Origin of the sequence: Haloglomus halophilum, assembly GCF_024298885.1 — an archaeon.
Taxonomy (GTDB): Archaea; Halobacteriota; Halobacteria; order Halobacteriales; family Haloarculaceae; genus Haloglomus; species Haloglomus halophilum.
The window spans coordinates 1,353,171-1,378,883 of the sequence record NZ_CP101166.1; the positions used below are offsets into that span (position 1 = coordinate 1,353,171).

The 25,713-nt window shown below is 68.9% G+C and carries 26 protein-coding genes and 1 tRNA gene; 10 read left to right on the plus strand and 17 right to left on the minus strand.

Annotated elements, in window-relative coordinates:
* The first annotated feature begins 21 nt into the window (after positions 1–21).
* Complete coding sequence (locus NL114_RS06650) at positions 22–417, plus strand: DUF7971 family protein (protein ID WP_350355417.1); 396 nt, start codon at positions 22–24, stop codon at positions 415–417.
* Between the two features lie 144 nt (positions 418–561).
* Positions 562–1,101 (plus strand): DUF8526 domain-containing protein, encoded by a 540-nt coding sequence (locus NL114_RS06655; RefSeq protein WP_254824008.1) that lies wholly within the window; start codon positions 562–564, stop codon positions 1,099–1,101.
* 34 nt (positions 1,102–1,135) lie between these two features.
* Here the strand turns inward: NL114_RS06655 and NL114_RS06660 are convergent, their stop codons facing one another.
* From NL114_RS06660 to NL114_RS06670, 3 genes are all read right to left on the minus strand, one after another.
* On the minus strand, positions 1,136–1,849 hold the full coding sequence (locus tag NL114_RS06660) for an ArsR/SmtB family transcription factor (RefSeq protein WP_254824009.1): 714 nt from the start codon (positions 1,847–1,849) through the stop codon (positions 1,136–1,138).
* A 42-nt stretch (positions 1,850–1,891) separates the two neighbouring features.
* Positions 1,892–2,881 carry a collagen-like protein gene (locus NL114_RS06665; RefSeq protein ID WP_254824010.1) on the minus strand — a complete coding sequence of 330 codons (990 nt, stop codon included), beginning with the start codon at positions 2,879–2,881 and terminating at the stop codon, positions 1,892–1,894.
* Between the two features lie 136 nt (positions 2,882–3,017).
* Entirely contained in the window at positions 3,018–3,647 is a 630-nt protein-coding gene (locus tag NL114_RS06670) for a DUF1405 domain-containing protein (RefSeq protein WP_254824011.1), read from the minus strand.
* A 116-nt stretch (positions 3,648–3,763) separates the two neighbouring features.
* Here NL114_RS06670 and arcS point away from each other — a divergent pair, with 116 nt between their 5' ends.
* Together arcS and NL114_RS06680 are read left to right on the plus strand one after the other, a co-directional pair.
* The gene (gene arcS, locus NL114_RS06675) at positions 3,764–5,629 is read left to right on the plus strand and encodes an archaeosine synthase subunit alpha (RefSeq protein WP_254824012.1); all 1,866 of its coding nucleotides are present in this window, start codon (positions 3,764–3,766) and stop codon (positions 5,627–5,629) included.
* 70 nt (positions 5,630–5,699) lie between these two features.
* Positions 5,700–6,098, plus strand: coding sequence for a hotdog family protein (locus NL114_RS06680; RefSeq protein ID WP_254824013.1), 399 nt, complete (start codon positions 5,700–5,702; stop codon positions 6,096–6,098).
* A gap of 75 nt (positions 6,099–6,173) precedes the next feature.
* Here the strand turns inward: NL114_RS06680 and NL114_RS06685 are convergent, their stop codons facing one another.
* The gene (locus NL114_RS06685; RefSeq protein WP_254824014.1) at positions 6,174–6,434 is read right to left on the minus strand and encodes a hypothetical protein; all 261 of its coding nucleotides are present in this window, start codon (positions 6,432–6,434) and stop codon (positions 6,174–6,176) included.
* A gap of 80 nt (positions 6,435–6,514) precedes the next feature.
* Positions 6,515–6,718: a hypothetical protein gene (locus NL114_RS06690; protein WP_254824015.1), complete on the minus strand. Its 204-nt coding sequence runs from the start codon at positions 6,716–6,718 to the stop codon at positions 6,515–6,517.
* Positions 6,719–6,908: 190 nt separating this feature from the next.
* On the opposite strand from NL114_RS06690, the gene NL114_RS06695 reads away from it, so the two are divergent.
* Positions 6,909–7,850: a DUF106 domain-containing protein gene (locus tag NL114_RS06695; RefSeq protein ID WP_254824016.1), complete on the plus strand. Its 942-nt coding sequence runs from the start codon at positions 6,909–6,911 to the stop codon at positions 7,848–7,850.
* A 40-nt stretch (positions 7,851–7,890) separates the two neighbouring features.
* Here the strand turns inward: NL114_RS06695 and NL114_RS06700 are convergent, their stop codons facing one another.
* The 3 genes from NL114_RS06700 to NL114_RS06710 all read right to left on the minus strand — a co-directional run bounded on the left by NL114_RS06700 (position 7,891) and on the right by NL114_RS06710 (position 10,112).
* Positions 7,891–8,625 carry a hypothetical protein gene (locus NL114_RS06700; protein WP_254824017.1) on the minus strand — a complete coding sequence of 245 codons (735 nt, stop codon included), beginning with the start codon at positions 8,623–8,625 and terminating at the stop codon, positions 7,891–7,893.
* A gap of 58 nt (positions 8,626–8,683) precedes the next feature.
* On the minus strand, positions 8,684–9,331 hold the full coding sequence (locus NL114_RS06705; RefSeq protein ID WP_254824018.1) for an NUDIX hydrolase: 648 nt from the start codon (positions 9,329–9,331) through the stop codon (positions 8,684–8,686).
* A gap of 115 nt (positions 9,332–9,446) precedes the next feature.
* Positions 9,447–10,112 (minus strand): DUF502 domain-containing protein, encoded by a 666-nt coding sequence (locus tag NL114_RS06710; protein WP_254824019.1) that lies wholly within the window; start codon positions 10,110–10,112, stop codon positions 9,447–9,449.
* A gap of 151 nt (positions 10,113–10,263) precedes the next feature.
* On the opposite strand from NL114_RS06710, the gene NL114_RS06715 reads away from it, so the two are divergent.
* Positions 10,264–11,130, plus strand: coding sequence for a hypothetical protein (locus tag NL114_RS06715; protein WP_254824020.1), 867 nt, complete (start codon positions 10,264–10,266; stop codon positions 11,128–11,130).
* Positions 11,131–11,133: 3 nt separating this feature from the next.
* On the opposite strand, the gene NL114_RS06720 is transcribed toward NL114_RS06715, so the two are convergent.
* The 4 genes from NL114_RS06720 to NL114_RS06735 are packed head-to-tail and all read right to left on the minus strand — an operon-like array spanning position 11,134 to position 15,536.
* Complete coding sequence (locus NL114_RS06720) at positions 11,134–12,681, minus strand: ATP-binding protein (protein ID WP_254824021.1); 1,548 nt, start codon at positions 12,679–12,681, stop codon at positions 11,134–11,136.
* Positions 12,678–14,348: a copper resistance CopC/CopD family protein gene (locus NL114_RS06725; RefSeq protein WP_254824022.1), complete on the minus strand. Its 1,671-nt coding sequence runs from the start codon at positions 14,346–14,348 to the stop codon at positions 12,678–12,680. Before NL114_RS06725 ends, NL114_RS06720 begins: the two co-directional genes overlap by 4 nt.
* Entirely contained in the window at positions 14,345–14,968 is a 624-nt protein-coding gene (locus NL114_RS06730; RefSeq protein ID WP_254824023.1) for a hypothetical protein, read from the minus strand. The genes NL114_RS06725 and NL114_RS06730 overlap by 4 nt, the downstream gene beginning before the upstream one ends.
* 1 nt (position 14,969) lies before the next feature.
* Positions 14,970–15,536 (minus strand): hypothetical protein, encoded by a 567-nt coding sequence (locus NL114_RS06735; RefSeq protein WP_254824024.1) that lies wholly within the window; start codon positions 15,534–15,536, stop codon positions 14,970–14,972.
* A 171-nt stretch (positions 15,537–15,707) separates the two neighbouring features.
* Between NL114_RS06735 and NL114_RS06740 the strand changes: the two genes are divergently transcribed.
* Complete coding sequence (locus tag NL114_RS06740) at positions 15,708–15,965, plus strand: hypothetical protein (RefSeq protein ID WP_254824025.1); 258 nt, start codon at positions 15,708–15,710, stop codon at positions 15,963–15,965.
* 160 nt (positions 15,966–16,125) lie between these two features.
* A complete protein-coding gene (locus NL114_RS06745; RefSeq protein ID WP_254824026.1) occupies positions 16,126–17,844 on the plus strand; it encodes an Ig-like domain-containing protein in 1,719 nt (572 codons plus the stop codon).
* A 49-nt stretch (positions 17,845–17,893) separates the two neighbouring features.
* Here the strand turns inward: NL114_RS06745 and NL114_RS06750 are convergent.
* Together NL114_RS06750 and trmY are read right to left on the minus strand one after the other, a co-directional pair.
* Positions 17,894–17,966 (minus strand) — tRNA-Pro (locus NL114_RS06750).
* 54 nt (positions 17,967–18,020) lie between these two features.
* Entirely contained in the window at positions 18,021–18,608 is a 588-nt protein-coding gene (gene trmY / locus NL114_RS06755; RefSeq protein ID WP_254824027.1) for a tRNA (pseudouridine(54)-N(1))-methyltransferase TrmY, read from the minus strand.
* A 137-nt stretch (positions 18,609–18,745) separates the two neighbouring features.
* Here trmY and NL114_RS06760 point away from each other — a divergent pair, with 137 nt between their 5' ends.
* Positions 18,746–21,235, plus strand: coding sequence for an STT3 domain-containing protein (locus tag NL114_RS06760; RefSeq protein ID WP_254824028.1), 2,490 nt, complete (start codon positions 18,746–18,748; stop codon positions 21,233–21,235).
* On the opposite strand, the gene aglM is transcribed toward NL114_RS06760, so the two are convergent.
* Positions 21,214–22,515, minus strand: a complete 1,302-nt coding sequence (gene aglM / locus NL114_RS06765) for a UDP-glucose 6-dehydrogenase AglM (protein ID WP_254824029.1) — start codon at positions 22,513–22,515, stop codon at positions 21,214–21,216. The genes NL114_RS06760 and aglM overlap by 22 nt on opposite strands.
* 545 nt (positions 22,516–23,060) lie before the next feature.
* Between aglM and NL114_RS06770 the strand changes: the two genes are divergently transcribed.
* Positions 23,061–23,339 (plus strand): ubiquitin-like small modifier protein 1, encoded by a 279-nt coding sequence (locus NL114_RS06770; RefSeq protein WP_254824030.1) that lies wholly within the window; start codon positions 23,061–23,063, stop codon positions 23,337–23,339.
* 75 nt (positions 23,340–23,414) lie between these two features.
* On the opposite strand, the gene NL114_RS06775 is transcribed toward NL114_RS06770, so the two are convergent.
* Positions 23,415–24,362: a GNAT family N-acetyltransferase gene (locus tag NL114_RS06775; protein ID WP_254824031.1), complete on the minus strand. Its 948-nt coding sequence runs from the start codon at positions 24,360–24,362 to the stop codon at positions 23,415–23,417.
* 4 nt (positions 24,363–24,366) lie between these two features.
* Positions 24,367–25,620: a Glu-tRNA(Gln) amidotransferase subunit GatD gene (gatD, locus tag NL114_RS06780; protein WP_254824032.1), complete on the minus strand. Its 1,254-nt coding sequence runs from the start codon at positions 25,618–25,620 to the stop codon at positions 24,367–24,369.
* Between the last annotated feature and the right edge of the window lie 93 nt (positions 25,621–25,713).

The window sequence follows — 25,713 nt, forward strand, 5'->3', positions numbered from 1 at the left end:
TGGCGTAGCGCCGGTATGGACATCGACGAGGTGGAGCTGACCATCCCGGAGCCGGTCATCGAGCTACTGCCGGGCGACGGTGAGAACGCCGCGCGCGACATGGAACGTGCTGTGGCGGGCTTCGAGCGCCACGTCAACGCCACCATCGAGACCGCCGACGACGCGGCCGAGGTGGCCGCCGAGGTGCTGGACGTGGTCAAGCATCTCGAAGCACGCATCGAGACCTACGACGATTTCGTCCCGGAGCTGCGCGCGTGGGGCCAGTCGCCGGCCTACGCCATCGCCTGGCGGGACCTCTACGCCGACCTGGTCCGACAGCTCACCACCCACGAGGGGCTGGCCGACCGCCTCGAACGCGAGGGGAACCGCCGACTCGTCGACGACGGCATCCGGCTGAAGAACCTGAAGAAGGACTAGCGAGCGCAGCTACCACGGGATTTCTCACGTGAGTTCCATCGGGGGCGTCCGGAGAACGAACCCAGTTCCGTCGGCGTTCGGAGTCGGACCCACCGAACGACGACCGGAGAAAGACCGATACGTCCGCCGGCCCCACCGTCGGGTATGAGCCGGTCGGACGAACTGGAGTACGACTCCGAGGTCGACATCGACGGCCTCCTGTCGGAGGACCAGGAGTCCGACCGGAGCGACCGGGGCGACCCAGCAGAGCGATCGTCGAACCACGAGACGGCGTCCGGCGGCGGTCTGCGGTCGCGGCTCCCGTCGCGCCCCTCGTTCTCCCGGCCCTCGCTCCCCCTGCCGCGGTTCACGATACGGGGGCTGGGGCTGTCGCTCGTCGTCTCCATCGTCGCGTTCGTGGCGGCGAGCCTCGTCGTCCCGCTCGGGGGCATCGCGGGGCTCGTCGGCATCTTCGTCGCGGCCTTCGGACTGGGACTGGTGGGGCACGGCCACTACCTCGAACTCGCGGTCGCGGGGGCGGGGACCGCGGCGGCTGGCACGCTGCTCAGTCAACTGTTCATCGCCGCAGTGGCGGACCTGACGGTGCCGCTGGCGGCCGTCGGCGGGACGGCCGGGTTGCTGGCGGCGGTGCTGGGCTGTTACTTCGGTCGGGACCTGCACGACGGGCTGACGCGGGGAGTCTGAGCGGCGCGATAGCGTCGACGCGACCCGTCGGGAGTCAGTCCCCGGCGACCTGCCAGCCGTCCTCCGTGCGTTCGATGACGCCGTGGTCGGCGAGCAGCCGGAGCGCCTCGTCGACGGCCTCGGGGGAGGCATCGACCTGCCGGGCGATGCGCTCGGGCGCCGCCGCGCCATCGGCGACCGCCGCGGCCACCTCGGCGTAGAACCGGCCCTCCATCCCGCCGAGGTCGTCGAACCGCTCGCTGAGGTCGTCCATCACGTCGGTGAGCCGGCCCTGGACCCACCGCTGGGCCATCGAGAGTTCGTTCTCCAGTGCCTCCAGCCGCCCCAGTTCGCCAGCCAGCGACGCGAGGTCGCCGCCCGGGCGCCCTTCGCCGTCAGCGTCGTCCTCACCGTCCCCGGCTGCCGCGTTCGGGTCGAGACCCATATCCAGCGAGAGGTAGCGACAGCGCGACATGTCGAACCCGCGGCTGGCGGGGTAGGCCGACTTCGTCCCGAAGCCGTACGGGGAGACCGACACCTCCAGCCGGAGGTTCCGGGCGATGGAGAAGTACTTGCGCCGCTGGCTGTCGACGCGGGACTCGACGAGACCCGCCTCCTCCAGTTTCCGGAGGTGGTCGATGACGGCCTTCGGGCTCACGCCGAGGTACTCGGATATCTCGGTGACGTAGCAGGGCTTGCGCGCCAGAAGCCGGAGGATGCGCCGCCGGTTCTCGTTCCCGAGCAGATCGAGCAGCGCCGCCGAGTCCATTACTCGGGAGGAGGTCGCCGAGAGGAAAAAGCGTGTCTACCGTTACGCGTCACCGGAACCGCCCGCGCTACTGCCGTCACCGGGGGGCCCGGACCCCCCGTCGGCCGAATCGCCACCCGAACCGTCCCCGGAGCTATCGGTGGAGTCGGAGCCGTCGGAATCGCCCGTGGAGCCATCGCCAGCGCCCGTGTCGTCGCCGGCGCTCCCGCTCGTGCTGGCGTTGTCGTCGCTGCCGGAGTCACCCGATGCGCCGCCGCCCGCGTTGGCGCCGGCGTCGTCGTTCCCGCGCTCGTCCGGCGGCCCGCGCTCGCCGTCGGTCACGTTCCCGTCCTCCTCGGCACCGGCCCCGTTGCCGCGCTCGCCGGGCGGCCCGGCATCACCACTCGGGCCGCGCTCCCCGGGAGGGCCCTGGTCACCACTCCGGCCGGGCGTGTCGGGCATGCCGGCCAGCCCGCGGGCCATCTCGGCGACCTCGGGGCCGGTCAGCTCGCCGGCCTCCGTCCGGAGCCGCTCCAGCCGGGTCTCGTTGACGCCGACCCGTTCGGCGACCGACTCGGTCTGGTTGACGTTCTGTTCGAGCTGGCTGGCCCGGGTCGCGAGCCGCGCGGCCCGGACCCGCTCGCCGACCGTCAGGTTGCGCTCGGCGAGCAGTTCGGCCCGCTCCGCGCGGAGCTGGGCCACGCGCTCGCTCAGCTCGGTCGTCCGCTGGCGGACCACGGCGGCCCGGGCCTGCCCGTCGGTCCGGTTGACCGCGGCCGTGAACATCCCGTGTTGCACCTCGCCCTCGGCCTCCGCAGCACTGGCCTGGGCGAAGGAGGCGACCGTCAGGCCGAAGGAGGCGTTCCCGTCGGCCTCGCTCTCGTTCGCGGTGGTCGTGCTCGTCTCGTTCCCGTCGGTCGCCGTCGGCGTGGGGGTCGGTGTTGCCTCCTGCGTGGCGACCGCCGGAAGGGCCCCGCTGGCGCCGGCGACCGCACCGGTCCCGACGGCAGCGAGGACCACGGCGACCGCAATCAGGATCGAGGCTCGTCTCATCACCACCACCTATCCGCCACACCGGCTAAAACCCGGCCAGTTGTTCGAACGGTTCACGGGCGGGCGGCCGCGTGAACGGAATGAACTGGAGATGAAATGGGACGTTTAGCGGCCCGCAGACCGTTTATGCGGTCGCTTAGACACGCATCCGCTCGAACGCGAGGGCGGCGAGGGCGACCGCGAGGACCGACGTGCAGACCGACGCGACAGCCAGTCCCATCCCCGGGTCGTACCGCAGCGGCGGGTGGAGGCCGAACCCGTAGTCGGCGAGGTCGTTCACGAGCGCACAGCCGAGCGCGAACACGAGCGCGCCACGCGTCGTGCGCGCCGCGTGCGGGAGCAGGTACGCGGCTGCGACGAACGCCAGGTGGCTCCCGATGACGCCGAAGTAGGCGAACGGGTCCGGGAAGTAGGCCCCGAAGCCGAGATTGAGCGCGACGAGCGTCCAGAGCCCCGTCTCGACGAGCCAGACGAACGCCAGCGTGTGCAGGTACGCGAGCGGGCGGTTGAACGGGGCGTCCTCGAGCGGGCGCCCCAGCGCCGGCAGGAGGGTGGCGAAGGCCAGCGACCCCAGGAACGTGGCAGCGGGCGAGTCCGCGAACAGCGGCCACAGGAACGTCGAGACGCCCGCCAGCCCGCGGTCGACGTACCAGCGCAGGCCGATGACGCCGATGGCGAGCGTCCCGAAGACGAGCCAGACGAGCGTCGGTGCCGCCTCCAGGTACTCGCGGGCGTACCGCCGCGGGATGGGGTTGAACCGGCGCACGGCTCCTGCGATGGTGCCAGGCGGCAAAACCGTGCCGGGGACGGCCGCGCCGGGAGCCGCGGGGGAGGTCACCCACAGAACGCAAGAGGGTTGACGCACGGCCCGCGAGAAGGGGTATGACCGACCATTTCGAGGTCCACGCGCGGGACGGGGCGGCCCGCATCGGCGAGGTCCGCCTCCCGACCCCGCTCCGGACGCCGGGACTGGTGGGGGACCGGCTCCACGACGCCGGGAGCGAGTGGGCCGCCGCCCGCGCGACGCCCGACGGGGACCCGGACGCGCTGACGGTGCTCCCGCACCGCGCACTGCCGCCAGGAACGCCCGACAGCGTCCGGGAGACGTTCGGCGGGGCCGGGAACGCCGCGACCGGCGACAGCCCGCACCCCGAAGACGGCGTGGCCGCCGGCGAGGACGCCCCGGACGCCGCCGACCTCGAGTTCCCGACCGCCGTCGTGGTGGGGCCCGACACCGCCGCGGACCACGGCGCCGACGCGTACGTCCTCTCCGGTGGCCCGTCGCTCGTGGGGCACGCCGCGTCGTTCGTCGACGCCATCACGGGCGTCCGCCGCGCGATTCCGGACGACAGCGCGCTGTACCTGGCCGGGGGCGCGACACCCGCGAACGTCGCGGCGCTGGTCTACGCCGGCGTGGACCTCGTGGACGCCGACCGCGCGTACGTGCGCGGGACCGAGGGGTTCTACCAGACGACCGACGGCGAGTACTTCCTGGAGGATCTGGAGGAGCTCCCCTGCGCGTGTCCGGCCTGTCAGGGCGGGCGCGAGGCGTTCGACCGCGAGGCGTGTGCCGAGCACAACGTCAACGCGCTGGAGACGGCGCTGGCGACCGTCCGCACGCGGGTCCGGGACGGCCGCCTGCGCGACTACCTCGAAGGGCAGGGCCGCCACGAGTCGTTCCCGACTTCGGTGCTCCGCCGCCTCGACCAGGAGTACGCCTACGTCGAGGAGCGCGCCCCCCTCTTCCGCCGTGAGTCGATGCTCTCGGCGACCGACGACACCCTCCGGCGGCCGGAAATCCAGCGCTTCGCCGACCGCGTGACGAGCCGCTACGTCCCGCGGTTCGACGACCTGCCGCTGCTGCTGGTCCCCTGTTCGGCCACCAAACCGTACAGCGAGTCACAGAGTCACGCGCAGTTCCACCGCGCCATCGACTACCGCGCCCACACCGTGTCGATGACCTCGCCCATCGGCATCGTGCCCCAGGAGCTGGAGACCACGTACCCGGCCCAGCACTACGATTCGGTGGTGACCGGGCGCTGGACCGAGACCGAGTACGAGTTCGTCGCGGCGGTCCTCCGGCGCTATCTCGACCGGGCCGACTACCCGCGCGTCGTCGCGCACCTGCCCGAGGACTACCGCCCCATCGTCGAGCGCGCCATCGACCGCCTCGACGACGCGCCGCCGGTCCAGTTCACCGTCGACGACCACCCGACGACGGACGACTCGCTGGCAAACCTCGCGGGCGCGCTGGAGGGGGCGGACCGCTTCAGCAAGCGCGAACGCGAGCACCGAACCGTCCGCGCGCTCGCGGACTACGTCTTCGGCGAGGGCGCTGGCGAGGACTTCTTCCGCGAGCTGCGGACGGGCGGTCGCTACCCCAAATTACGCGCGATGGACGCCGGCATCGAGGCGCGGCCCGGCGACGACACCGACGACGACGGCGCCGTCCACGTCGCCACGATGGTCCCCAACTACGGCACGCTCTCGCTCACGCTCGCGGGCGCGCGCCGCTGGGCCAGCAGCGACGTGCCGACCAAGCGCGTGGAGATCGACGCGTTCGTCCCGCAGGGCAGCGTCCTCGCGCCGGGCGTCGTCGACGCGGACGACTCGATTCGTGTGGGCGACGAGGTCGTCGTCGAGGGGCCGAAGGCGTTCGCCGTCGGCCGCGCGCAGGCCCACGGCCGCGCGATGGTCGATTCGACGCGCGGCGTCGTGGTGCAGGTCCGGCACTCGCAGGAGAAGTAATCACGCACCCCCGGCGCCACCGCTGCGGTCACCCCACCGCTCATCACCCCGCCACCCGACACTCCGACCGATGACCGACCTCACGCCCGAGGACCTCTCCGAGGGCATCGTCGTCACGCACGAGCGGACGTTCACGCCCGGGGAGGTCCGCACGTTCACGACGGTCTCCGGCGACGAGGGGGACCACCACGTCGAGACCGACGAGGAAGGGCGCCTCCTCGTGCAGGGACTGCTCACGGCCACACTCCCGACGAAGGTGGGTGGTGACCTCAACGTGCTGGCCTCGCGGATGGAGTTCGAGTTCCGCCGCCCCGTCTACACCGGCCAGCATATCGCCTGCGAGGTGACGTTCGTCGACGTGGACCACGGGGACCGGGTCGAGGTCACCGCGGCGTTCGAGGCCGTCCGCACCGACGACGACACGACCGTCATGGCCGGACTGTTCGAGGGCATCATCCGTCGTGGATAGTGGCCATTCTCCACTTATGTAGCGACTAAAACGCGAAAGCGAGCTATTATTCCGTAATTAACCAGGGTGCAGATGTCACTCGGAGGATTCAGCAGCGGTATCGTGGCGCTGCTCCGTGGTGGCGAGCCCGGCGAAGACGCTGCCGAGGAGGTACACGGTTGCGCCCAGCAGCACCAGCAGGGCGGCCTCGTCGCCGAACGCCAGTGCCGGGCGGAGGAACTCGCGGCCGCGGGTGGTGTGGAGCCAGTCGACGAACAGCACTGGCCACAGCGAGAGGGGTATCAGCAGGAGGGCGGTGCAGCGCCGGATGGTCCGACGGAGGGCGGTATCGGACATGTCGGCGACCGTGGAACCGGCGAGCAAGTGTCTTCCGGTCGGCGGGAGGGGCCCGGGCCTCGGCAGCGGCCGACGCGTGCTCAGTCGTCGCCGGTCCGGTCGGCGTCCGGGTCCGTGTCGGCGTCCGACTCGGACTTCGGAATCGGCTGTGGGCCGAGTCGCCCGTGTTCCTCGAGCGCGATGGCGTACTGGATCGCGTTCCTGATGTGGTATCTCGCCGCAGGGTCCTCGACGGTCTCCAGTAATCGGTACAGTTCGGCCGTGTCAAGCTGTCTCGTGCCCATCTGTCAGCGTCCACCCCCTCCCCCCACACCGTGTGGGATACTTCCGTGGGTTGCGGACCCACCCATATAATTCGTGTGGTGGTTTCACACATGGGAATTCCTCCGACCAGCGCTGTTCGACCGAGGGGACCTCGTGAGCATGCTCTGGACAGTGAAAGGTTGATTAGCGGGCGACGGCTACGAGCGGGCAATGGCACGGACCGCAGAACGAGTGGAGTCCCTCATCGACGAGGACCCGGAGATGCGCGACGCACTCCAGACGGTCCTCGACCGGGCCGAGGGTGGCCGGGTGACGTGGGAGGCAGTGAGCGACGACCTGACGACCGGACAGTGGAGCCGGCTCATCCAGGAGCGCGTCCTCGAGAAGACGGGTGACGGGGGCTGCAAGGTCAACGACCCCGGCGACGTGGCGGCCGTCGTCGGCGGCGCGAGCGCGGCGAGCGTCACGGACGGCGGGACGACCACGGGCGCGTCGAGCGCGTCGAGTACGTCATCGGACGTGGACATCGACGACGAGGACTCCTCGTGGTCGGTGTACGACAAGATGGCCGCGGTCGGCGCGCTGGGCCTGTTCGCGGGCTACTCGCTCCCGAACGTCCGGAACGCCATCGCGAGCGTCCTCGACATCGGGCTGGGGCCGCTGGAGGCCGCACTCCCGTTCTACGCGGTCATCCTCGTTCTCTCGCTGTTCACGGGCCTGTACTCGACCATCCTCCAGGACAACCTGATGGACACCTCGAAGATGGCCAAGTACCAGGAGCGGCTTCAGGAGATCCAGGAGCGCGAGAAGGAGGCCCGCGAGCGCGACGACGAGGAGGAACTCGACCGCATCCAGGAGGAGAAGATGGAGGCCATGGGCGACAACCTCGGCATGTTCAAAGAGCAGTTCCGCCCGATGGTCTGGATCATGCTGTTCACCATCCCGGTGTTCCTCTGGATGTACTGGATGATCCGCGAGCATCCGGGCGAGCTGGGCACGATGGTCATCCCGCTGGTGGGCGAGCGCGAGTGGACCGCCGGCGTCGCCGGCCCCATCCAGGTGTGGATCGTCTGGTACTTCCTCTGCTCGATGGGGTTCACCCAGGTCATCCGCAAGACGTTCAACATCCAGACGACGCCGGACACGAGCTGAACGGTTCCTCGCGGCGTCTCGTTCCCGTTTCCTGACCGCCTCAGAACCAGCCGCCGCCACCCCGACGGCGGCGTCGCCGCCGGCGGACGCGTTCACGGCGCTCGTCGACGAGCGCGAAGTAGGCACCGACGCCGAGCAGCGTGACCGCGATAGCCAGCCCCGCGAGCGCCTCGTCCGCGACGAACGCGAAGTAGCCCACCGCGAGCGCCGCGCCGCCCAGCGTCAGGACGACGGCGGCGCCCTCGACCCGGCGAGGGAGCCGCGCCGTGGCACGCCGGGTGTGGTACTCGGCAGCCCCGAGGACGAGCACGCCGGCGGCGAAGGCCGCCGTGCTCGTCATCCCGGCGAGGTCGCCCGTGACCCGACCGAGCGCGACGCCCGCGAGCAGGACGAGGACGCCGGCGGCGGCCGCGAGCGCGAGCGTGGCGTCCGGCGGGAGCGGGTTCACCGACTCGCCGTGGGTCGCGTGGAACAGCGCCGCCGGCACGACGAGCACGAGCGCGACCAGCAACCCGAGGAAGGGGCGCAGCGTCGCCAGCCCGTACGTGAGCGCGAGCGCCCCGGCGACCGTCGCGGCCGCCAGCATCGGGTCCGGGAGCAGGGTCGCGGCCGGGTCGTCGTCGACCCTCACGGCGTACCCGACGAAGGCGTAGAGGACGAGCACGCTGACCAGCGCCGTCGAGAGGGGGTCGCCGAACAGGACGCCGTACAGCGCGAACGAGAGCGACAGCACCACTCCCACGAGGACGGCGGCTTCGGGCACGCGACGGCTCATACCCGGGGTGAGAGGCCCAGCCGCCAAAGAGCGTCGGTCCCGGCAGACCACTGCCGGGCTACTCCGTGCGCAGCGCGTACTGCAGCACGCCGAGCGCCGAGCGGCCGTCACGCATCCCGCCGCCCAGCGCCGCGTCACGGAGTTCGTCGAACCGTGCGGTCGTCACCCGGATGGACTCGTTGTCGTCGAGGGCCTGCTGACCGGTCGGCTCGCAGCCGTGCGCGACGAAGTAGTGGAAGGTCGCGTCCAGCAGCCCGTTCGAGGGCTCGTGGGCGACGAGGAACTCCACGGCGGCAGCCTCGTAGCCCGTCTCCTCGGCCAACTCACGGCGCGCGGCCTCGGCGAGCGGCTCGTCGCCCTCGACGTTGCCCGCCGGGAGGCCACGGTTCACACGCTCGACGGACTGGCGCCACTCCTCGATGAGGACCACATCGCCGTCCTCGGTGAACGGAAGGATGACCACGGAGTCGCCGTTCTCGACGCTGTGGAACGCCGTCTCGGTGCCGTCGGGAAGCCGGACCTCGTCGCGCCGCACGGTGAATCCGGGGCAGTCGTAGTCGGTCGTCGAGTCGAGCGTCTCCCACGCCAGCGGGTCGGTGGCCCCCTCGGTCGCCTCGGTCGCGATCCGGTCGTCGGCATCCGAGTCGGCGTCAGGGTCGGCGTCGGCGTCGGCGGTGTCAGCGTCGCGGTCGGCGTCGTCGGTCATACCCGAGCAGGCGGCGGGCATGGGGAAAAGCCCGACGACGCGGGCGGCTGGCGGGGGCGGCTGGCCGGGCCGCGTCTGCTCAGTCGGCGGGCCGCGCCTGCTGGACCGCGCCCGCTCAGTCGGCGGCCCGCGGGTGGTCGCCCTCGATGTCCTCCCGCATCTCCACGAACTCCTCCTCGCTCTCGGCGACACCGGTCGTCACGAGCAGGCGAACCGCCCGCGAGACCGACAGGTCCGTCTCGTGGAGGCGGTCGTCGGGGACGAAGATGAGGTGGCCGGCCGTCGGGTTCGGGCTGTGCGGGACGACGACCGTCGAGGTCTTCTCACCCGCGACCTCGTCGGCGGCCGCGGGCGCGTCGGCGGTGACGAATCCCATCGAGTAGACGTCCAGCCGCGGGTACTCCACGATGACGACCCGGCGGAAGCGGGTGTCACCCTCCGAGAGCGCGTTGCTCACCTGGCGGACGCCGGTGTAGACGACGCTCACCAGCGGTACGAGGCTGACGGCCCGGTCGATGGCGTCGACCAGTCGGCGCCCGGTCCCGTAGCTCGCGAGCAGCCCGAGCAGCGTGAGGCCGACGAGGAGCACGACCAGCGCGAGCCCCCGCGCCGCGAGCGTGTCGTTGACGACGCGACCGAGGCCCAGCGTCGCCACGACCGGGTCCAGCACGCCCGACAGCCGGCGCACGACGAACTGGACGACGAACAGGGTGACCGCGAGCGGTGCGACCAGCAGGAGACCGGTGACGAACCCGTCACGGAGTTCCGACCCGAGGCTCATACCCGCCTCGCGAAGCACTGGCGCTTAAATCTCGGCCACGGAGCCACGCGAGGGGCGACCGCCGCCGGGCAGCCGTCCCGAACCATGGCACGGCGGAACGGGGCTCGTGGCAGCAACAAGAACGAAGTAAGCGGGGCGCTTCGCGCCGGGCATGTCCGTCCAGCAGTACCTGGAGCGCCTGTTCACCTGGGAGAGCCTGCAGAACACGACACGCGGGGTGGAGTTCGAACTGAAGAACCGGCTCATCGAGGGGGAACTCCACGAGATCGGCAACGTGACGCTGGACGACGAGACGGTCGACCCCGAGGATATCACGCTGGAGCTGTCGAACGGGACGCTGGTCGAGGCGGCGACGGTCTCGGCCGACGACCCCGTCCCGTTCGACCTCGCGGAGACGGTCCAGGTCATCATCGACGCCCCCCGGCTCCGCAAGGGAACCCACACGCTGGGCATGGAGATGGACATCGAGGGGTTCGGGATGGTCGGCTTCGAGACGGACGACGATGTGACCGAGGCGGACCTGGTCGATGTCGACCCGGCGGAGTACACGGTCGCGGAACTGGAGGACCTGGTCGACGAGCTCCGGGAGCCGGTCGAACTGGAGCGGCTCCTCGAACGCGAGCGCGAGGGGAAGGCCCGCAAGACCGCCATCGAGGCCATCGAGGACCGCCTCGAGGTGGCCCGCGAGGAAGCACCCGACGAGGAGGAGATCGAGTACACCGCCGAGAACGCCGACCCCGGCGGCAGTCTCGTCGAGGAACTGCTGGTCGACATCCTCGAGTCACCCCAGCGCGTGACCGTCTACCTCACGGCGTTCCGCCAGCAGCCGACCACGCCCGGAGCCATCGCCAGCCAGACGCTGTTCACCGAGGAGGCGGTCGAGGAGACGCTGGGCGACTTCGAGATGGAGGGCATCGCCGAGCGAAACGGCGACGAGGAGTACGAGGTGGTCTCCCCGGTGACGGTCATCCGGAAGCGGCAGAACCGGCTCTGGAACCTGCTGAGCCGCGGGCTCTGAGCCTCAGGAGACGGAGCCGGCCGACTCGGGGGCGTCGGAGCCGTCGCCGGCGTCACCGTCGAGGGCAGCCTCCAGTTGCTCGATTATCTCCCCCGGGTTCGCCCCCTTCTCGATGTAGCCCACCGCGCCGCGTTCCTGGGCCTTCTCGACCATCCGTCCCTTCTGGAAGCCGGAGTAGATGACCACGTCCGCGTCCGGCGCGACATCGCGGATCTCCGGGAGCGCCTCCAGCCCGTCCATCCGCGGCATCGACAGGTCCAGCAGGACCACGTCCGGCTCCGTCTCCGCGGCGACCTCGATGCCCTCCTCGCCGGTGCCGGCCTCGCCGACCACCTCGTACCGGTCGGTCTTCTCCAGCACCGTCCGGACGAGCGACCGGAGCCCCTCCACGTCGTCGACGAGGATGACCGAGCGGGGCCCGGAATCCGCGTCCGACCCCGACGCGAGCTCCGACTCGGTCGCCGTCTCCGGGCTCGAGTCGGCCACCCGAGCCGGCTCGGCCACCACGCCCGGGGGAACGATGACGTGGAACGACGACCCCTCGCCGGGCTCGGTCTCGACCTCGATGCGACCGCCGAGGTCGTCGACGATACCCTGACAGAGCGCGAGGCCCACACCGGACCCGTCGACCTCCCGGCCGGCGCTGCCCCGCTCGAACAGGTCGAAGAGGGTGTCGACCTCGTCCGGGTCGATGCCGATGCCGTTGTCCGCGACGGTTATCCGGACGGAGTCGCCGTCCGCTCCTGCCTGCTCGGCGGAGATACGGACGCGGTGTGGGGAGTCGTCCTGGTACTTCAGCGCGTTCGAGACGAGGTTCTCGAACAGGCGGACGAGCCGATGACGCTGCCCCCGAATCGTCGGGAGCGACCCGATGTCTACCGACGCCGGCTCGTCCCAGCGGGCCGGGAGCGCGTCGACCACCTCGTCGAGGATGTCGTTCAGGTCGACCGCCTCGCTCTCCGGCCGTTCGGTTTCGTCGAGGCCGACCCGGGCGTACGTCAGGAGGTCGTCGAGGAGGGTCTCGGCCCGGTCGACGGCACCGTGGGCTCCTTGCAGGTGGTCGAGAGCCTCCTCGTCGAGTTCGTCCTCGACGGCGGGCCGCAGCAGTTCCAGGTACCCCCGGATGACGCCCAGCGGCTGTTGCAGATCGTGCGAGACGCCGGAGACGAACTGCTGGAGGTCGTCCGAGTGGTCGGCCAGCCGGTCGGCGGGGACCACGAGAAGCAGGCTCCCATCGCCGGGGGCGTCGCCGAGCGCAACCGCCACCTCGACCGGGTCACCATCGACGGGCGTCGCCCGGACGCGCTGGAACGACGCCGTATCGTGGCCGGTGGATGCAGCCTCGGGGCCCGCCGGTCGTTCGGCGGCGTCCGCGATTGGATCGGGCAGCTCTGCGGGGAACAGCCTGGCGAGCGGGGTCCCCTGCAGACCGTCGCCGAGCAGGTCGCGTGCGGCGGTGTTCGCGGCGGTGACCTGCCCGTCCGCGACGACGAGCGCGGCGGTCGGAAGCGACTCGAGTGGGACCGTCGGCGTCTCGTCGGAGCGACTCACGGCTCGGTCACCTCCGGCGTCGGCTCCAGCCGGACCGTCCAGTCGGCGCTCGCGGCGCCGTGTGGCCCGTGGAGCCGGGCTTCGAGTTCCCACTCCCCGGGGCGGTCGAGGACATCGTCCGGGAGCCGCCACGCGCCGCCATCCCGGACCAGCGCGACCGAGTGTGGCGTCGCCGACCCGGGCGGGTCGACCACCACCTCGGGCGTCGGCAGCGAGATGCCGGGGAGCGAGCGGCTGTCGACGCGCAACCGGACGGGCGTGTCAGCGTCGGGACGGGGCGGGTCGGGCGTCACCAGCGTGAACCGGTACTCGCCGCGCTCGACCTGCTGCCAGCGGCCACGGTCGAGGTCGGCGTCGGCCACGTCGTGGGCGGGCCGCGGGTGGGCCGCGAGATGCGCCGCCAGCAGGAGCATCGCCGCGAGTGCCAGCGCCTCCATCGGGACCGACCGCCGGAGTCGGTCACCCCGGCCCGACGGCAGCACGCGATAGCGGTGGTACACGGCGAAGGCCAGCGGGACGACGATGAGCCCCGCCTTCAGCAGGATGAGCCCGCCGTACCGGGTCGTCAGCAGGTCGCTCCACCGGAGCAGGTGCGCGTCGGCGTAGACGACACCGGTGACAGCCAGTGCGACGACGGCCCCGAGGCCCCACGGCGAGAACCGGCGGGCCGCGGCCAGCGCGTCCGTCCGCGAGGCCCGGAGTGCCGTCAGGCTGACACCGACCAGCCCGCCGAACCAGACCGCCGCCGCGGACGTGTGGACCAGGCCGACGAGCATGACCCAGGCCCCCTCGATACCCATCGCGCTCGCGCCCGCGAGTCCGTGACTGGCGAACGAATCCGCCAGCAGGCCGCCGAGCGCCAGCGCCCCCGCACCGGCGAAGGCGCCGCCGTGGAAGTCACCCCCGAGTCCGGGGCGGCGTCGGGCCCGGGGTCGCCAGCGAGCGACGACCGCAGCAGCGAGGGCGGCGACGAAGAGCCCGACGCCAGCCACCCGGACGGCGCCGCCAGTCGTTCCGACGGCGGTTCCGAGGTCGCCGTGGCGATAGGCGAGCGCGGCGACCACGCCCAGCCCGCCGGCGACGGCGAGACCGGCCGTTCCGACCACGGCGGAGCGCCAGGCCCGGGGGACCGTCGGCTCGACGACGGTGCCGACGAACGCCAGTCCCGCGGTCACCAGCGCGCCGACGAGCAGCCCCCAGCCCGCCAGCGTCTCCGCGAACAGCGCCACGGCACCACCCGGAACCGTATCCCACGAGGGCGCCGCGCTATCCGAAGCGCTGGCATCGCCGCCGGCAGCACCGCCGCCGCCACCCGACCCGACGGTGAACGCGAGCGTCCCGGTCGCGGGATGGCCGTCCGTGCTCGTCACGCGCCACGCCAACTCGTACGTCCCGGGCGACAGCGACGCGGTCGTCACCCGGACCGTCCGGGCGTCGCCGGTGGTCTCGACCGACTCGACGAGATCGGGACCCTGACCGTCGGTCACCGTGACCTCGAGCGTCGCGGCGTCGATGGACTCGCCGAACTCCAGCATGACGACGCTGGCCCCCTCGGGGAGCGACTCGCCCGGTGCCGGGTCGCTGGACGCGAGGAACGGGTGGGCAGCGACGGGGGTCGCGAGGAGCGCCAGCACCAGCCCCGCCAGCACCACCGTCGCGGCTCTCACGACGACCCCCCGCCGTCGGTGGCGTCGGAGAGGTCGGCGGCGTCCGGTCGGTGTATCTCACCCGCCTCGAAGGCCAGTTCCGAGCCCTCCTCGCCGAGGATCTCCGTGATGAGGTGTTTACTGTCGTCGAGGGTCTCGTCGACGAGTTCGAGCGCCAGTTCGCGGTCGCCCTGGTCGAGCGCGAGTTTCGCCTGCGAGAGGTTCTGGACGACGCTGTCGTTGATATCCAGTGCCCGCTCCTGGCGCTCGCGCATGTCGTCGAACAGCGCGGAGCCACGCCAGATGAGCTTGAACCGGTTCCGCAACGAGAGATACCACACCGCCACGCCCCCCGCGAACACGTTGACCACGACGAGCCGGGGGTCGCCGAACACGACGCGCGCGGCCGAGCCGAGCGTGAGGTCCGTCCCGGTCACGGGGAGGAGCGCGTGCATCGTGTGCATCCCGTGGCCGGCCGCACAGGTGGCGAAGATGAGCGCGGTGGCCATCCCGAGGTGGTTGGTGGCCCACTGGCGCCCCTCCAGCAGCCCGCGCAACAGCGTGGCCGCGATGCCGACGTAGCTCACCCACATGAGCGTCGTCGCCACCACGCCGACGACCCACAGCTCGACACCGAACATCTCAGTCGTCCTCCCGGCGGAGCGTTCCCTCGGTCCCCTCCTCGTCGATGAGCTCGGTTATCATCGTCTTGGCCTCCTCGAGGGTCTCCTCCAGTGCCTCCTCCCCGAGTTCGTCCTGTTCGGCCTCCAGCGCGAGTTTGGTCCGCGAGAGCCCCTGGACGATGTTGTCGTGCACCGCCAGCGCCTGCCGGTTCCGGCTCCGGAGGTCCTCGAACAGCGACGCCCCCCGCGCGAGCGTCGGATACCGCCGGCGCATCGTCCAGTACCACGCCCCCGCTGACGCCGTCAGGAGGTCGAGCACCACCATGTGCGCCCAGTTGTACTCGACGTGCGAGGCCAGCCCCGGCAGCCTCCCGACGCCCAGCACCGGCCCCAGCAACTGCACCGTCCGGACCCCGTGGCTCGCCGCACAGGTGAGGAAGATGAGCATCGTCGCAACGCCGAGCGGGTTCCCCGACCACTGCTCGGTTCGCGTCAGGTCGAGTACCAGCCGGATCGCGATCGCGGCGAACGACACCGTGATGACGGCACTCGCGACCAGCCCGACCTGCCAGAGTTCAGGAAGCACGGCGCTCCCCCCTACCCCGGTCCACCACGCATACCTTGGGCTCTGTCACCGGATAACACCCACAGCGCATTGCCGACAGGTACTCGTGGAAACTGATAAACGCACGGGTATTGACGGTTATCGAAGGTGAAGGTTGGGCGGGGACAGTGGCAGGCTCGTCGATGACTTCTGGTGGACCTCTTCGAGTTACCCCAGCGCGTGACCGTCTACCTCATGGCGTTCCGCCAGCAGCCGACCACGCCCGCGGCGGTAGCGAGCCAGACGCTGTTCACCGAGGCGACCGTCGAGGAGACGCTCGGCGACTTCGAGATGGAGGGTATCGCCGAGCGTGATGGGGAGGGAGTACGAGGTGGTGTCGCCCGTTGCCGCGATTCGGAAGCGGCAGAACCGGTTGTGGAATATTCTGAGTCGGGGGTTGTGAGAAGATAGCATCGGTGAGTGTGTTGCTGCCCGCATCGTATTTGCCGAATAAGAGCCCTCCATGCAAGAAGATTAATCTGAAATGAAAACTATCCTGGGCGGAAAAATCCACTTAGAGGGATCTCCTGTCCGGCGAAAAGTTTAGGCCCGTCAGAGAGTGACACCCTCTATGGTACTGAGGGGGGACAACAGGGGACAGTCCGAAGTTATAGGGGCGGTATTCGTGTTTGGATTTGTCGTCCTACTGCTGGGACTCAATCAGACAGTTCTCGTTCCACAGGCGAATGCCGAGATAGAGTTCCAACATAGTAAAGAAGTTGAAGGAGATATGGCGAATTTACGGAATAATATCCAACAGGCGTCTTCATTGGGCGAAGGGCAATCTACCAGAATTAAGCTTGGCCCGCGATACCCAGCACGCTATCTTGCAATCAATCCAGCATCGCCTAGCGGTAGCCTCAGAACAGTAGACCCAGGTTCCGACCTCTCACTTAAAAACGTAGAGGCAACTAATCCAGAGACACAGGATTACATAGGAGATAGTAGCACAGGTACTACCAGTCCTGCATTCCCGACTCGAGCGCTCATATATCGACCATCTTACAATTTCCATTCCCAGAGTCCCGAGATGGTCATCGAGAATTCGGTGTTCTACCGAAAATTCGAGGACGCTGATACCATCACGAGTTCAGAACAGACGTTAGTCAGCGGCAAGAGTATCAATCTAATCGGTATAGAGGGCGACTTTAGGGAAGCCTCCACTGATTCTGTCTCTGTTGATATCAAGACTCTCAGTGCTTCATCGAACCGGGTATTGGTGCAAGAGTCTGGAACAGGCCGAGTCCAGGTCTCTATTCAGACCCGACTGTCGGAAGAGAAGTGGGTCGGGACTCTGTTGAGTGATGAGATCGACTCTACTGACAGTGGAGCCACTGAATGCGCCGATTTAGACCCCTCTACGACTAATGATGACGGCCGCTTCATCGTGGACTGTGACTATACGGGCAGTGGAGAATTCAAACAGCTCACCATCTTCATGGAGAAAGGAACGGAATACTCCGTGAAGTTGACAAAACTCGGGATTGGATCGCAGACATCGGACCCAGAGAAGCATTATATTACTGTAGTCAGAGGTGAGCAGACCTCTGTCCCGGAGGGAGGTACGGGTACCTTCACTGTTGAGGCCAGGGATAAATTCAATAACCCAGTCAGTGGAGTTTCGCTTGATGCCGGAGCCGAATCATCAGATGTGACTGTATCGGCCGTAGGGAATGATATCACTGACGAGCAAGGACAGGTGACGTTCCTTATCGAGTCTACCAGTGATATCAGCGGCATCAGCCAGGATCCGAAGTTTGCTGATGTTACATTCGGTAGCAGTACACCCGGAGACCCAGGATTTACCCCAGGGAAGAAGGAGAACGCAGAGGTCGAGTTCAAAGTGCAGAACACAGATAGTAGTGGCCTCGGGCCGACGAGTCCATTTACTATTAATCCAGCCGGTTCCGGGACTGTATTTCTCAACGGCACAGATGCTACCGGGAAATGCCCCAATACAAAGGGAACACCACTAACAGTTACATTCAATAATTCTGGATCGCAACCCCGAGAGTGGGAAAGAGGACGGATTAGTTTCTGGAGCGGTAGCCAAAACAAGAACAACCCAGTTTCCGTATTTCTTGAGGATAATTCGAGCGATGGTTTAGTTGTTACTAAGCCTTTTGAAACGCTTCAATCCAATCCGACCTTCGACGGGAATGAAGAAACACCTGTCCTCTTCTGTATCGATAGCTCGAAGGGAGGGGGAACCCTTGGTGGAGACTTCTTTATTCTACAGGTTGAATATGGAAATGGTCCGATAAATACGTATTTCGTCTATGTACCATGAGGTAATTGGAGGCACAAATAAGTTATCAAGAGAAGTGATATCGTGGAAGTGGGCCGGCCCGGATTTGAACCGAGGTACCGAGGACCCGATCCTCGAAGGATACCAAGCTACCCCACCGGCCCGCAGTCGAGTCAAGACACCTGCCGGGTAAAACCGTTGCGGACCCCGGTCGCCGGTCAGTACGTCCGGTAGCCGCCGGTGTCGAGCCAGTTGTGCGCGACCGTCACGGTCTGGTCGGCGTGGAGGCGCTCGGGTCCCACGCTGACGCGGGCGTCGGCACGCTCGGCCAGCAGGTCGGCCTCGGCGTCGGTGAAGTCGCGGTGGTCGGACAGCACGAACGTCGGGTCGTCGGGGACGGACTCCTCGGACAGCGGCGTGCCGGCCTCGTGGCACTGGACGAGCGGGCCGTCGAGGCGGGAAAGCGTCGCGGCGAGGTCGAACCGGCCGACATGGACTCCCGGGGAGGGCTCGGCCTCCTGATGGCCGATGGCGCCGTCGCGTGCGCCGAGCGCGTCGCGGAGGCGCGCCGCGGTCGAGCGTTCGTCCGGGCGCAGGTTCCGGACGGTGGCGCCGTCGACTCGGACGGTGAACTCGTCGCGGACGACGAGGTGGGCGGCGGCGTCCTCGCGGACGCCGTGGGAGGTGAGCAGGGCGCTCGTGACGAACCGGGCGAGGAGGTCCAGCCGGCCGGCACCGGGCAGGTCGTCGAGCGACACGGTCCCGTCGAGCGGCACCTCGTGGGCGAGGCAGACGAAATCGCGCATACCGGCGGGACGCGGGGGACCCACAAAGCCGGTTCGCACCGGGAGACGGCCGGGTTCCGGCGTGCGCGCCCTGTCCGGCGGGAGCCACGCCTGGCGGTAGCGGTGGGTTTATTCGCGCCGACGGCCGAACGCCGTCCATGACTGACGCGCGCGAGGTCCGGGCGCTGCTCGACGACCGCCCGAACCTCGAACCCGCGCTCGAGTCGCTGCTGGAGACCGACGCCAGCCACGCGACCTGGACCTTCGACGATGCCGGAGTGGACTCCGGGAGCTTCGGTGCGCTCGTCGACGAAGGCGTCGTGGAGAAGGTGGACGGGGAGTACCGGCTGGCGGACCCCGATGCGGTCGAGCGGGGGCTCGCCGGCGAGGTCGAAAGCGGCGACGGCTCGGGAACGTCGCTCTCGCTCTCCCTGCCCGAGTTCGACATCGACCCGCGGGTGGCCGCGGCGCTCACGGGCGCGCTGGCGCTGGTGTTCGTGTTCCGGGTCCTGGCGTTCGATGCGATATTCCGCAGTGGCCGGGTCGTGCTCTCGAGCAACGACCCGTACTTCTACCTCTACTGGACGGAGGAGCTGAGCCGCCAGTCGAACGGTGTGCTGGACCTCAGCGCGCTGACGGCGGGCTCGTTCGGACTCCTGAAGAGCGAACCTCTTCTCGTGGCAGTCCTCTGGGTCGCCACCGAGCTAGTGGGGGGCATCGAGCAGGCACCCCTCGTGCTCGCGTGGTACCCCGTCGTGGCCGGGGTTGCAACGGGCGTCTTCACCTACCTGTTCGCGACGGGTCTCACCGACGACGAACGTATTGGAATCGCGTCCGTCGTGATGCTCGCGGTGCTCCCCGTGCTGGCGTTCCGTTCGGGAATCGGGTTCGCCGACCACCACGCCTTCGACTACGTCTGGCTCGCGATGACGGCCGCCGCTGCGGTCCGGCTGGCACGGACGCCGGCAACTCGGAGTTCGGTGGGGAGTCAGCGGACCCTCGGCTGGGCGCTGGTGATGGGTGTCGGCATCGCCGGACAGGTGCTTGCCTGGGAAGCGGGGCCCCTGCTCCTGTTCCCGCTGGGCCTGTACGCGCCGCTCGCGGCGCTCGTCTCGCTCGAACGTGGTGACTCGACCGCGCTGGCGCTGGCACCCGTTGCCGCCGGCGCCGCCGTCGCGGGGCTGCTGACGGCGGCGATTCATCTGTCGCTGGGCTGGCAGACGGACGTGGTCGCGTTCTCACCACTGCTGCTCGCTGGCGGCGTCGTCGGCGTCGCCGGCATCGGTGAGGCGGTTCGGCGGGCACCGACACTTCCGGTCTCGGAGGTGCGCGCGCTGGCGGCCCTCGAAGCAGCCGGTTTCGTCACCGGACTGGGCCTGCTCGTGGTCGTCCTCCCGGCGTACGGAGATCGGCTGTTCAGTCAGCTCGGTCGGATCGGAACCCGGAGCGAGATCGTGGAGGGGCAATCGCTGTTCTCGACACAGACCTTCGGCTGGCTGTTCCTCTTCGGGCTCCTCCTCTTCCTGGCGATTCCGTACATGGGCCTGGCGCTCGTGCGTGCCGCAGGAGCCGACCAGGCCACCGAGCGCAGGGGCTGGCTCCTCGGTGGGAGCTACGCCTGGCTGTTCCTCGTCCTCACGCTGTTCCAGATCCGGTTCGCCGGGGAGTTCTCCACGTTCGTCGCGGCCTTCGCCGGGTTCGGGTTCGTCCACATCGCAGAGCGGGTCGACCTGGCTCGCCCCCCGGTCCCGTTCCGTGATGCCACCGCAGTCCGGAGCGACGGCGGCGGACAGGAATCACCCATCGGCATCCCGAGCGCGAGAGGAGCGCTCTCCCTGGTGTTCCTCTTCCTCCTCGTCTCCGGCCTCAGCATCGCGCAGGCCCCGGTCAAGGCCAACCAGGTCCCCATCGACGAACACAAGTTCGAGACCGCGGTGTGGATCGACGGCTATGCCGCGGAGAACGATATCGAGTATCCGGAGAACTACGTCTTCTCTCCCTGGAGCCGGAATCGGATGTACAACTACTTCGTGAACGGGGAATCGCGGTCGTACGGGTTCGCCTTCAGCGACTACGAGACGTTCCTTCGGTCGACGGACCCGGACATCTGGTACGAGCGGCTGCGAGAGCGGAACCGTGACGGGTTCATCGTCTTCAACCGCCAGGAGGCGGAGGACGCGACGCTCCAGACGCGGCTCACCAGAGGGCTAGGCGGCCGATACAACGGCTTCGACGGATCGGGCCACTACCGAGCCCTGTACGTGACCGACCGCCATCAGGTCCACCAGGTCGTCCCCGGTGGGAACCTGACCGGCGAGGTCGAGAACGAGACCGGCCCAGTGTCGAACGCGACGGTCCGACTGTCCACCACGGTATCCGTCAGCGGTCAGGAGGCCGAGGCGACGTACATCCGTCAGGCCCGCACCGGCGACGACGGCCGGTACCAGCTCCGCGTCGCGTACCCCGGAGAGTACGAGATCAGCCTCCAGAAGAGCAACACCACAGCGACGGTCACCGTACCGGAGGCCGCCATCGAGAACGGCGAACGCGTCGACGCCGGTACCCTCGACACCGCCGGCTCGTCAGGCACGACGAACGGGAACCAGACCCGCCTCCGCCGCCCGGCCTACCAGGTCAGCCCCTCGTAGGTCAGCCCTTCGCGCCGTGCGATGACGCGCCGGCCGTCGACGACGACACGCTCTTCCATCGCGTCGAACTCCGTGTCCAGTGCCGCGAACTCGTCCCAGTCCGTGACCACCAGCGTGCCGTGGGCCCCGTCCAGCGCCTCGGCCGCGCTGTCGACGTACGTCACGTCGGGGTACTCGGCGGCCATCGACTCGTTCGCCAGTGGGTCGTACGCCACCACGTCGGCGCCCCGCTCCTGCAGCCCCTCGATGACGGGCTTCGCCCGCGACCCACGGATGTCGTCGGTGCCGGACTTGAACGCCAGCCCCAGCACCGCCACGCGCTCGCCCTCGACATCGACGTGTTCGTCGAGCAGCCCCAGCATCCGTCGGGGCTGCTTCTCGTTCACCCCGACGACCGATTCCAGCAGGTCGGGGTCGTAGTCGGCCTGCCGTGCTGCGGCCATGATGGCCGCGGTGTCCTTCGGAAAGCAGGAGCCGCCCCACCCCACCCCGCTCCGGAGGAACTTCGCGCCGATGCGCTCGTCCATGCCGATGGCGTCGGCCACGTCGTAGGAGTCGACATCGTACTCCTTGCAGATGTTCCCGAGTTCGTTGATGAGCGAGACCTTCGCGGCGAGGAAGACGTTGTTGGCGTACTTCACCATCGCGGCCTCGCGCCGGCCGGTCTCGACGACCGGTGCCTCCCACTGGGCGACGAGTGATTCGTACAGCTGCGCGAACAGGTCCAGCGCCCGCTCGTCGCCGTCGGTCCCGAGGACGATCTTGTCCGGGCTCATGAAGTCGTCCACGGCCGAGCCCTGCGACTGGAACTCGGGGTTGACGGCGACGCCGAACTCCTCGCCCTCGGTCTTGCCGGAGGCGTCCTCCAGCACCGGAATCAGCTCCTCCTCGGTCATCCCCGGGATGACGGTCGATTTCACGACGACGAGGGTGTAGTCCTCGGCGTCCGCGAGTGCTCGGCCCACGTCCTCGGCCGCCGCACGCAACGGCCCGATGTCGATACTGCCGTCCTCGCGCGCGGGCGTCTGGATGGTCAGGAAGACGACATCCGACTCGGGGACGCTGTCGTGTGTGGTACTCGCGCGGAGCGAGTTGCCTGCATACGCCGTCAGCAGCGGGTCCAGCCCCGGCTCGTGGATGGGCGACTCCCCGGCGTTCAGTTGCTCGACGATGTCCTCGTCGATGTCGATAGCGGTCACGTCGTGACCCAGGTCCGCGAGACAGGCCGCGAGGGTCGTGCCCACGTAGCCACTCCCCACGACCGAGACGTCGAGACTCATTGGCTGTGGATGGGTCACGGCCGGGTTTAGGGGTTCGGGTAGCTAGATGTAGTCGAACGCAGGGATGGCAACCGCGGTTCGCACCACCGTCATCCCGAGACAGATTCGCCCGCCGGGACATGAACTCGGGTGGGACTGAAAGGGGCCGCCGGCTGCGGGAAGCACGGCGACGCAAGGACCACAACGGAGCGAGCGTAGCGAGCGGAGTGAGGACCGCAGCGAGCCGCGCGACCGCAGCCGGCGGGGGCTTTCTACCGCTTCTGGTCGCCTGCTGTTACGAGACACAAGCAGTTGTCGAAAGCCCCCGGTCGCTCGGGGCCCCGGGACTCGCTGTGCGCGCTCGCTTCGCTCGCGTGCTTGCTTCGTCCGGGGACCGCCGAGCGACCGGCCCCTTTCATTCCCACCCGAATCCATCGTGGAACGGGCCGACTCGACCCGAAACGACGGTGGATACGAACCCGCCCCAGCCGGTTCCACCCGAAACGAGGGCATCCACGTTTCCCGCGAGCCAAACCCCTAAACGCGCCGCCGACCCACCGCCGGGTATGGAGTGGAGACTGTTCGCCAACCTCGCCGAGACCGCCGGGACGAAGCACGTCGCGGTCGAGGCGGGACCGGGCGACACCTTCCGGGACGCGTTCGAGCAGTTGCTGGACGCACACCCCGAACTGGAGGACGAGATACTGGACGAGGACGGCGACATCCGCGACCACATCCGGGTGCTGCGCAACGACAGCAACCCGTTCGTCGTCGACGATGGCTACGACACCGTGCTTGAGGACGGGGACGACCTCGCGCTGTTCCCACCAGTGAGTGGTGGATAGCAGATTGTACCCCACATAATCGACCAACACCAGAAATTACACACTAATTTCAGACTCCGGGAATTAATACGGCACTTACACCTCGGACAGGTCCGCCTCCAGCACGAAATCCGGTTCGTCACTGAACCCGACCCGTGCGGCGGCCACGTCCGAGACGTGCCGGACCGTCTCCGGAATCAGCACCCGCGTCCGGTCCACCCCGAGGTCGGCCGCGTCCCGCGCGACGGCGGCGAACAGCGCCCGCGCCGCCGCTACGTCGTCCCACACCCCGACGCCGTACTCCGCAAACCGCTCGGTCTCGCCCTCCACCTCGTGTTCGTCCGTGCGCACGCGGAACGTCATCCCACGGACGCCGTCGTCGTCGACGACCGCGAGCACACGTTCGTCCGCGGCCGCGTCGTGCAGGCGCTCGGGCGCCAGTTCCGCGAGCGCCCACGACTCGTCGCTGGCGAGCGTGAGCCCCGCGAGGTGGTCCCGGCCCTCGGAGCGGTGCCACGCAGTCCACGCCGTAGACGGGTTCTCGACGACCCGCAGGCCGTCGGGACCCGCCACGTCGGCGTCCGGCGCCGGTTCGGCCCAGCGGAACTCCGTCCGCGGGTCGAACCCGACCGCGCGGGACTGTCCCAGGCCGGCCGCGTTCCACGAGAACACCATGTTCCGGCAGACCGTCGCGCCCTGTTCGCGCGCCCAGTCGAAGACGGCGTGGGTGAGGCGGGGACTCGCCTTCCGCCCGCGGTAGTCCGGGTTGACGCGCATCCCCTGGGCCCAGGCCTCGTGTGCCGAGAGGAGGACGCCCTGGCAGATGCCCGCGATGTCGTCGCCGGCGTCCAGCACGAACGTCCGCTGGGTGGGGCCGTCGGTCTCGACCCACTCGTCGAAGACGCGGGGGATGTAGTCGTCGCCGCGCTCGGGCCACGTCGACTCGGTGAACGCGACGACGGCCTCGCGGTCGTCGGCGCGGACCTGCCGGACGGTCAACTCGTCGGCGTCCCCGTCGCCGTCGGCGCCAGCGTCGTCGCTCATCGCGCTACTGCCACGGCGTCGAACGGTCCTGAATCTCGCCCGCCACGGAGCGGCGCATCGTCGCCGCCACCGACTCGTCGTCGACGTTCGCGAGTGCCCACATCAGCTTCACCTTCGCCGTCCCGGGGAGCGTGTCCTCGGCCTCGACGACGCCGGCATCGAGCAGGTCACGGCCGGTGTCGTAGACGCGGTCGCAGACTCGACCCTCGATGCACTGGCTGGTCATCACGACCGGCGTGCCCGAGTCGACCATCGACTCGAACGTCGGGATGAGGTCCGTGTGGACGTGGCCGAGACCCGTCCCCTCGACCACGAGACCCGCCGCATCGGAGAGCCGCTCGACCCGCGAGAAGTCCATCCCCGGCGTGAACTTCACCAGTTCCACGTCCGTCTCCAGGTCCGCGCGGATGTCGAGGTCGACGCCGTCGCGCTCGGCGTACTCCCGGCGGAAGTGGACGGCCTCGGCATCGTAATCCACGTACCCCAGCGGCTCGGCGCCGACCGTCTCGAAGGCGTCGCGCCGCGAGGTGTGGTTCTTGCGGACGCGCGTGCCGCGGTGGAGGGCACAGCGGTCGTCGGACTCGGTGGCGTGCATACAGACGAGCACCTCCGCACAGTCGGATTTGGCCGCCTCGACCGCGCAGACTGCGTTCATCACGTTGTCCGAGGAGGGCCGGTCGGCCGAGCGCTGGCTCCCCGTGAAGACGATGGGCACGGGCGTGTCGAGCATGAACGCGAGCGCCGACGCGGTGAACTGCATCGTGTCGGTGCCGTGCATCACGACGACGCCGTCGGCGCCCGCCTCGATCTCCTCGTGGACGGCCTCGGCGAGTTCCTGCCAGATGTCGGCCGTCATGTTCTCCGAGAGGATGTTGGCGACGACGCGGCCGCGGTAGTTCGCCCGCCCCGCGAGGTCGGGCACGGCGCGGAGCACGTCCTCGGCGTCGAACTGGGCCGTGACAGCACCCGTCCGGTAGTCGACGGTGGAGGCGATGGTGCCGCCGGTGGAGATGAGCGAGACGGTTGGCAGGTCGTCGTCGAACTGGATCTCGCTGGCCCCCTCGTCGGTGTCCTGTGCGCTCTCGACGTCGTAGACGCCGGACTCGAGCAGTTCGGCCTCGGCGTCCGCGCGGTCGATACCGACGTTGTAGCCCCCGTCGAGTTTGACGACGAGTCGGTCAGCGTCCGTCGACGGCATGAGGACGCCCTCGTAGGTCGTCCCGCCGCGGTCGACGCGGACGCGGTCCCCTGGGTTCATATCCACGTCTCGGCGGCCGGCGGACTTGAAACCCGTCGATGGGCCGCCGGGAGCTGTCGGGGGGCGGGAGCCGTCGGCACGAGCGCGGCCGGC

Coding starts and splice junctions, on each gene's coding strand:
- NL114_RS06695 (WP_254824016.1), top strand. CDS start 6,909: ATGGCACGGACCGCAGAACGAGTGGAGTCCCTCATCGACGAGGACCCG.
- NL114_RS06770 (WP_254824030.1), top strand. CDS start 23,061: ATGGAGTGGAGACTGTTCGCCAACCTCGCCGAGACCGCCGGGACGAAG.
- NL114_RS06705 (WP_254824018.1), bottom strand. CDS start 9,331: ATGACCGACGACGCCGACCGCGACGCTGACACCGCCGACGCCGACGCC.
- NL114_RS06685 (WP_254824014.1), bottom strand. CDS start 6,434: ATGTCCGATACCGCCCTCCGTCGGACCATCCGGCGCTGCACCGCCCTC.
- NL114_RS06665 (WP_254824010.1), bottom strand. CDS start 2,881: ATGAGACGAGCCTCGATCCTGATTGCGGTCGCCGTGGTCCTCGCTGCC.
- gatD (WP_254824032.1), bottom strand. CDS start 25,620: ATGAACCCAGGGGACCGCGTCCGCGTCGACCGCGGCGGGACGACCTAC.
- NL114_RS06700 (WP_254824017.1), bottom strand. CDS start 8,625: ATGAGCCGTCGCGTGCCCGAAGCCGCCGTCCTCGTGGGAGTGGTGCTG.
- NL114_RS06760 (WP_254824028.1), top strand. CDS start 18,746: ATGACTGACGCGCGCGAGGTCCGGGCGCTGCTCGACGACCGCCCGAAC.
- NL114_RS06660 (WP_254824009.1), bottom strand. CDS start 1,849: ATGGACTCGGCGGCGCTGCTCGATCTGCTCGGGAACGAGAACCGGCGG.
- NL114_RS06655 (WP_254824008.1), top strand. CDS start 562: ATGAGCCGGTCGGACGAACTGGAGTACGACTCCGAGGTCGACATCGAC.
- NL114_RS06690 (WP_254824015.1), bottom strand. CDS start 6,718: ATGGGCACGAGACAGCTTGACACGGCCGAACTGTACCGATTACTGGAG.
- trmY (WP_254824027.1), bottom strand. CDS start 18,608: ATGCGCGATTTCGTCTGCCTCGCCCACGAGGTGCCGCTCGACGGGACC.
- NL114_RS06715 (WP_254824020.1), top strand. CDS start 10,264: ATGTCCGTCCAGCAGTACCTGGAGCGCCTGTTCACCTGGGAGAGCCTG.
- NL114_RS06710 (WP_254824019.1), bottom strand. CDS start 10,112: ATGAGCCTCGGGTCGGAACTCCGTGACGGGTTCGTCACCGGTCTCCTG.
- NL114_RS06745 (WP_254824026.1), top strand. CDS start 16,126: ATGGTACTGAGGGGGGACAACAGGGGACAGTCCGAAGTTATAGGGGCG.
- arcS (WP_254824012.1), top strand. CDS start 3,764: ATGACCGACCATTTCGAGGTCCACGCGCGGGACGGGGCGGCCCGCATC.
- NL114_RS06775 (WP_254824031.1), bottom strand. CDS start 24,362: ATGAGCGACGACGCTGGCGCCGACGGCGACGGGGACGCCGACGAGTTG.
- aglM (WP_254824029.1), bottom strand. CDS start 22,515: ATGAGTCTCGACGTCTCGGTCGTGGGGAGTGGCTACGTGGGCACGACC.
- NL114_RS06680 (WP_254824013.1), top strand. CDS start 5,700: ATGACCGACCTCACGCCCGAGGACCTCTCCGAGGGCATCGTCGTCACG.
- NL114_RS06730 (WP_254824023.1), bottom strand. CDS start 14,968: ATGTTCGGTGTCGAGCTGTGGGTCGTCGGCGTGGTGGCGACGACGCTC.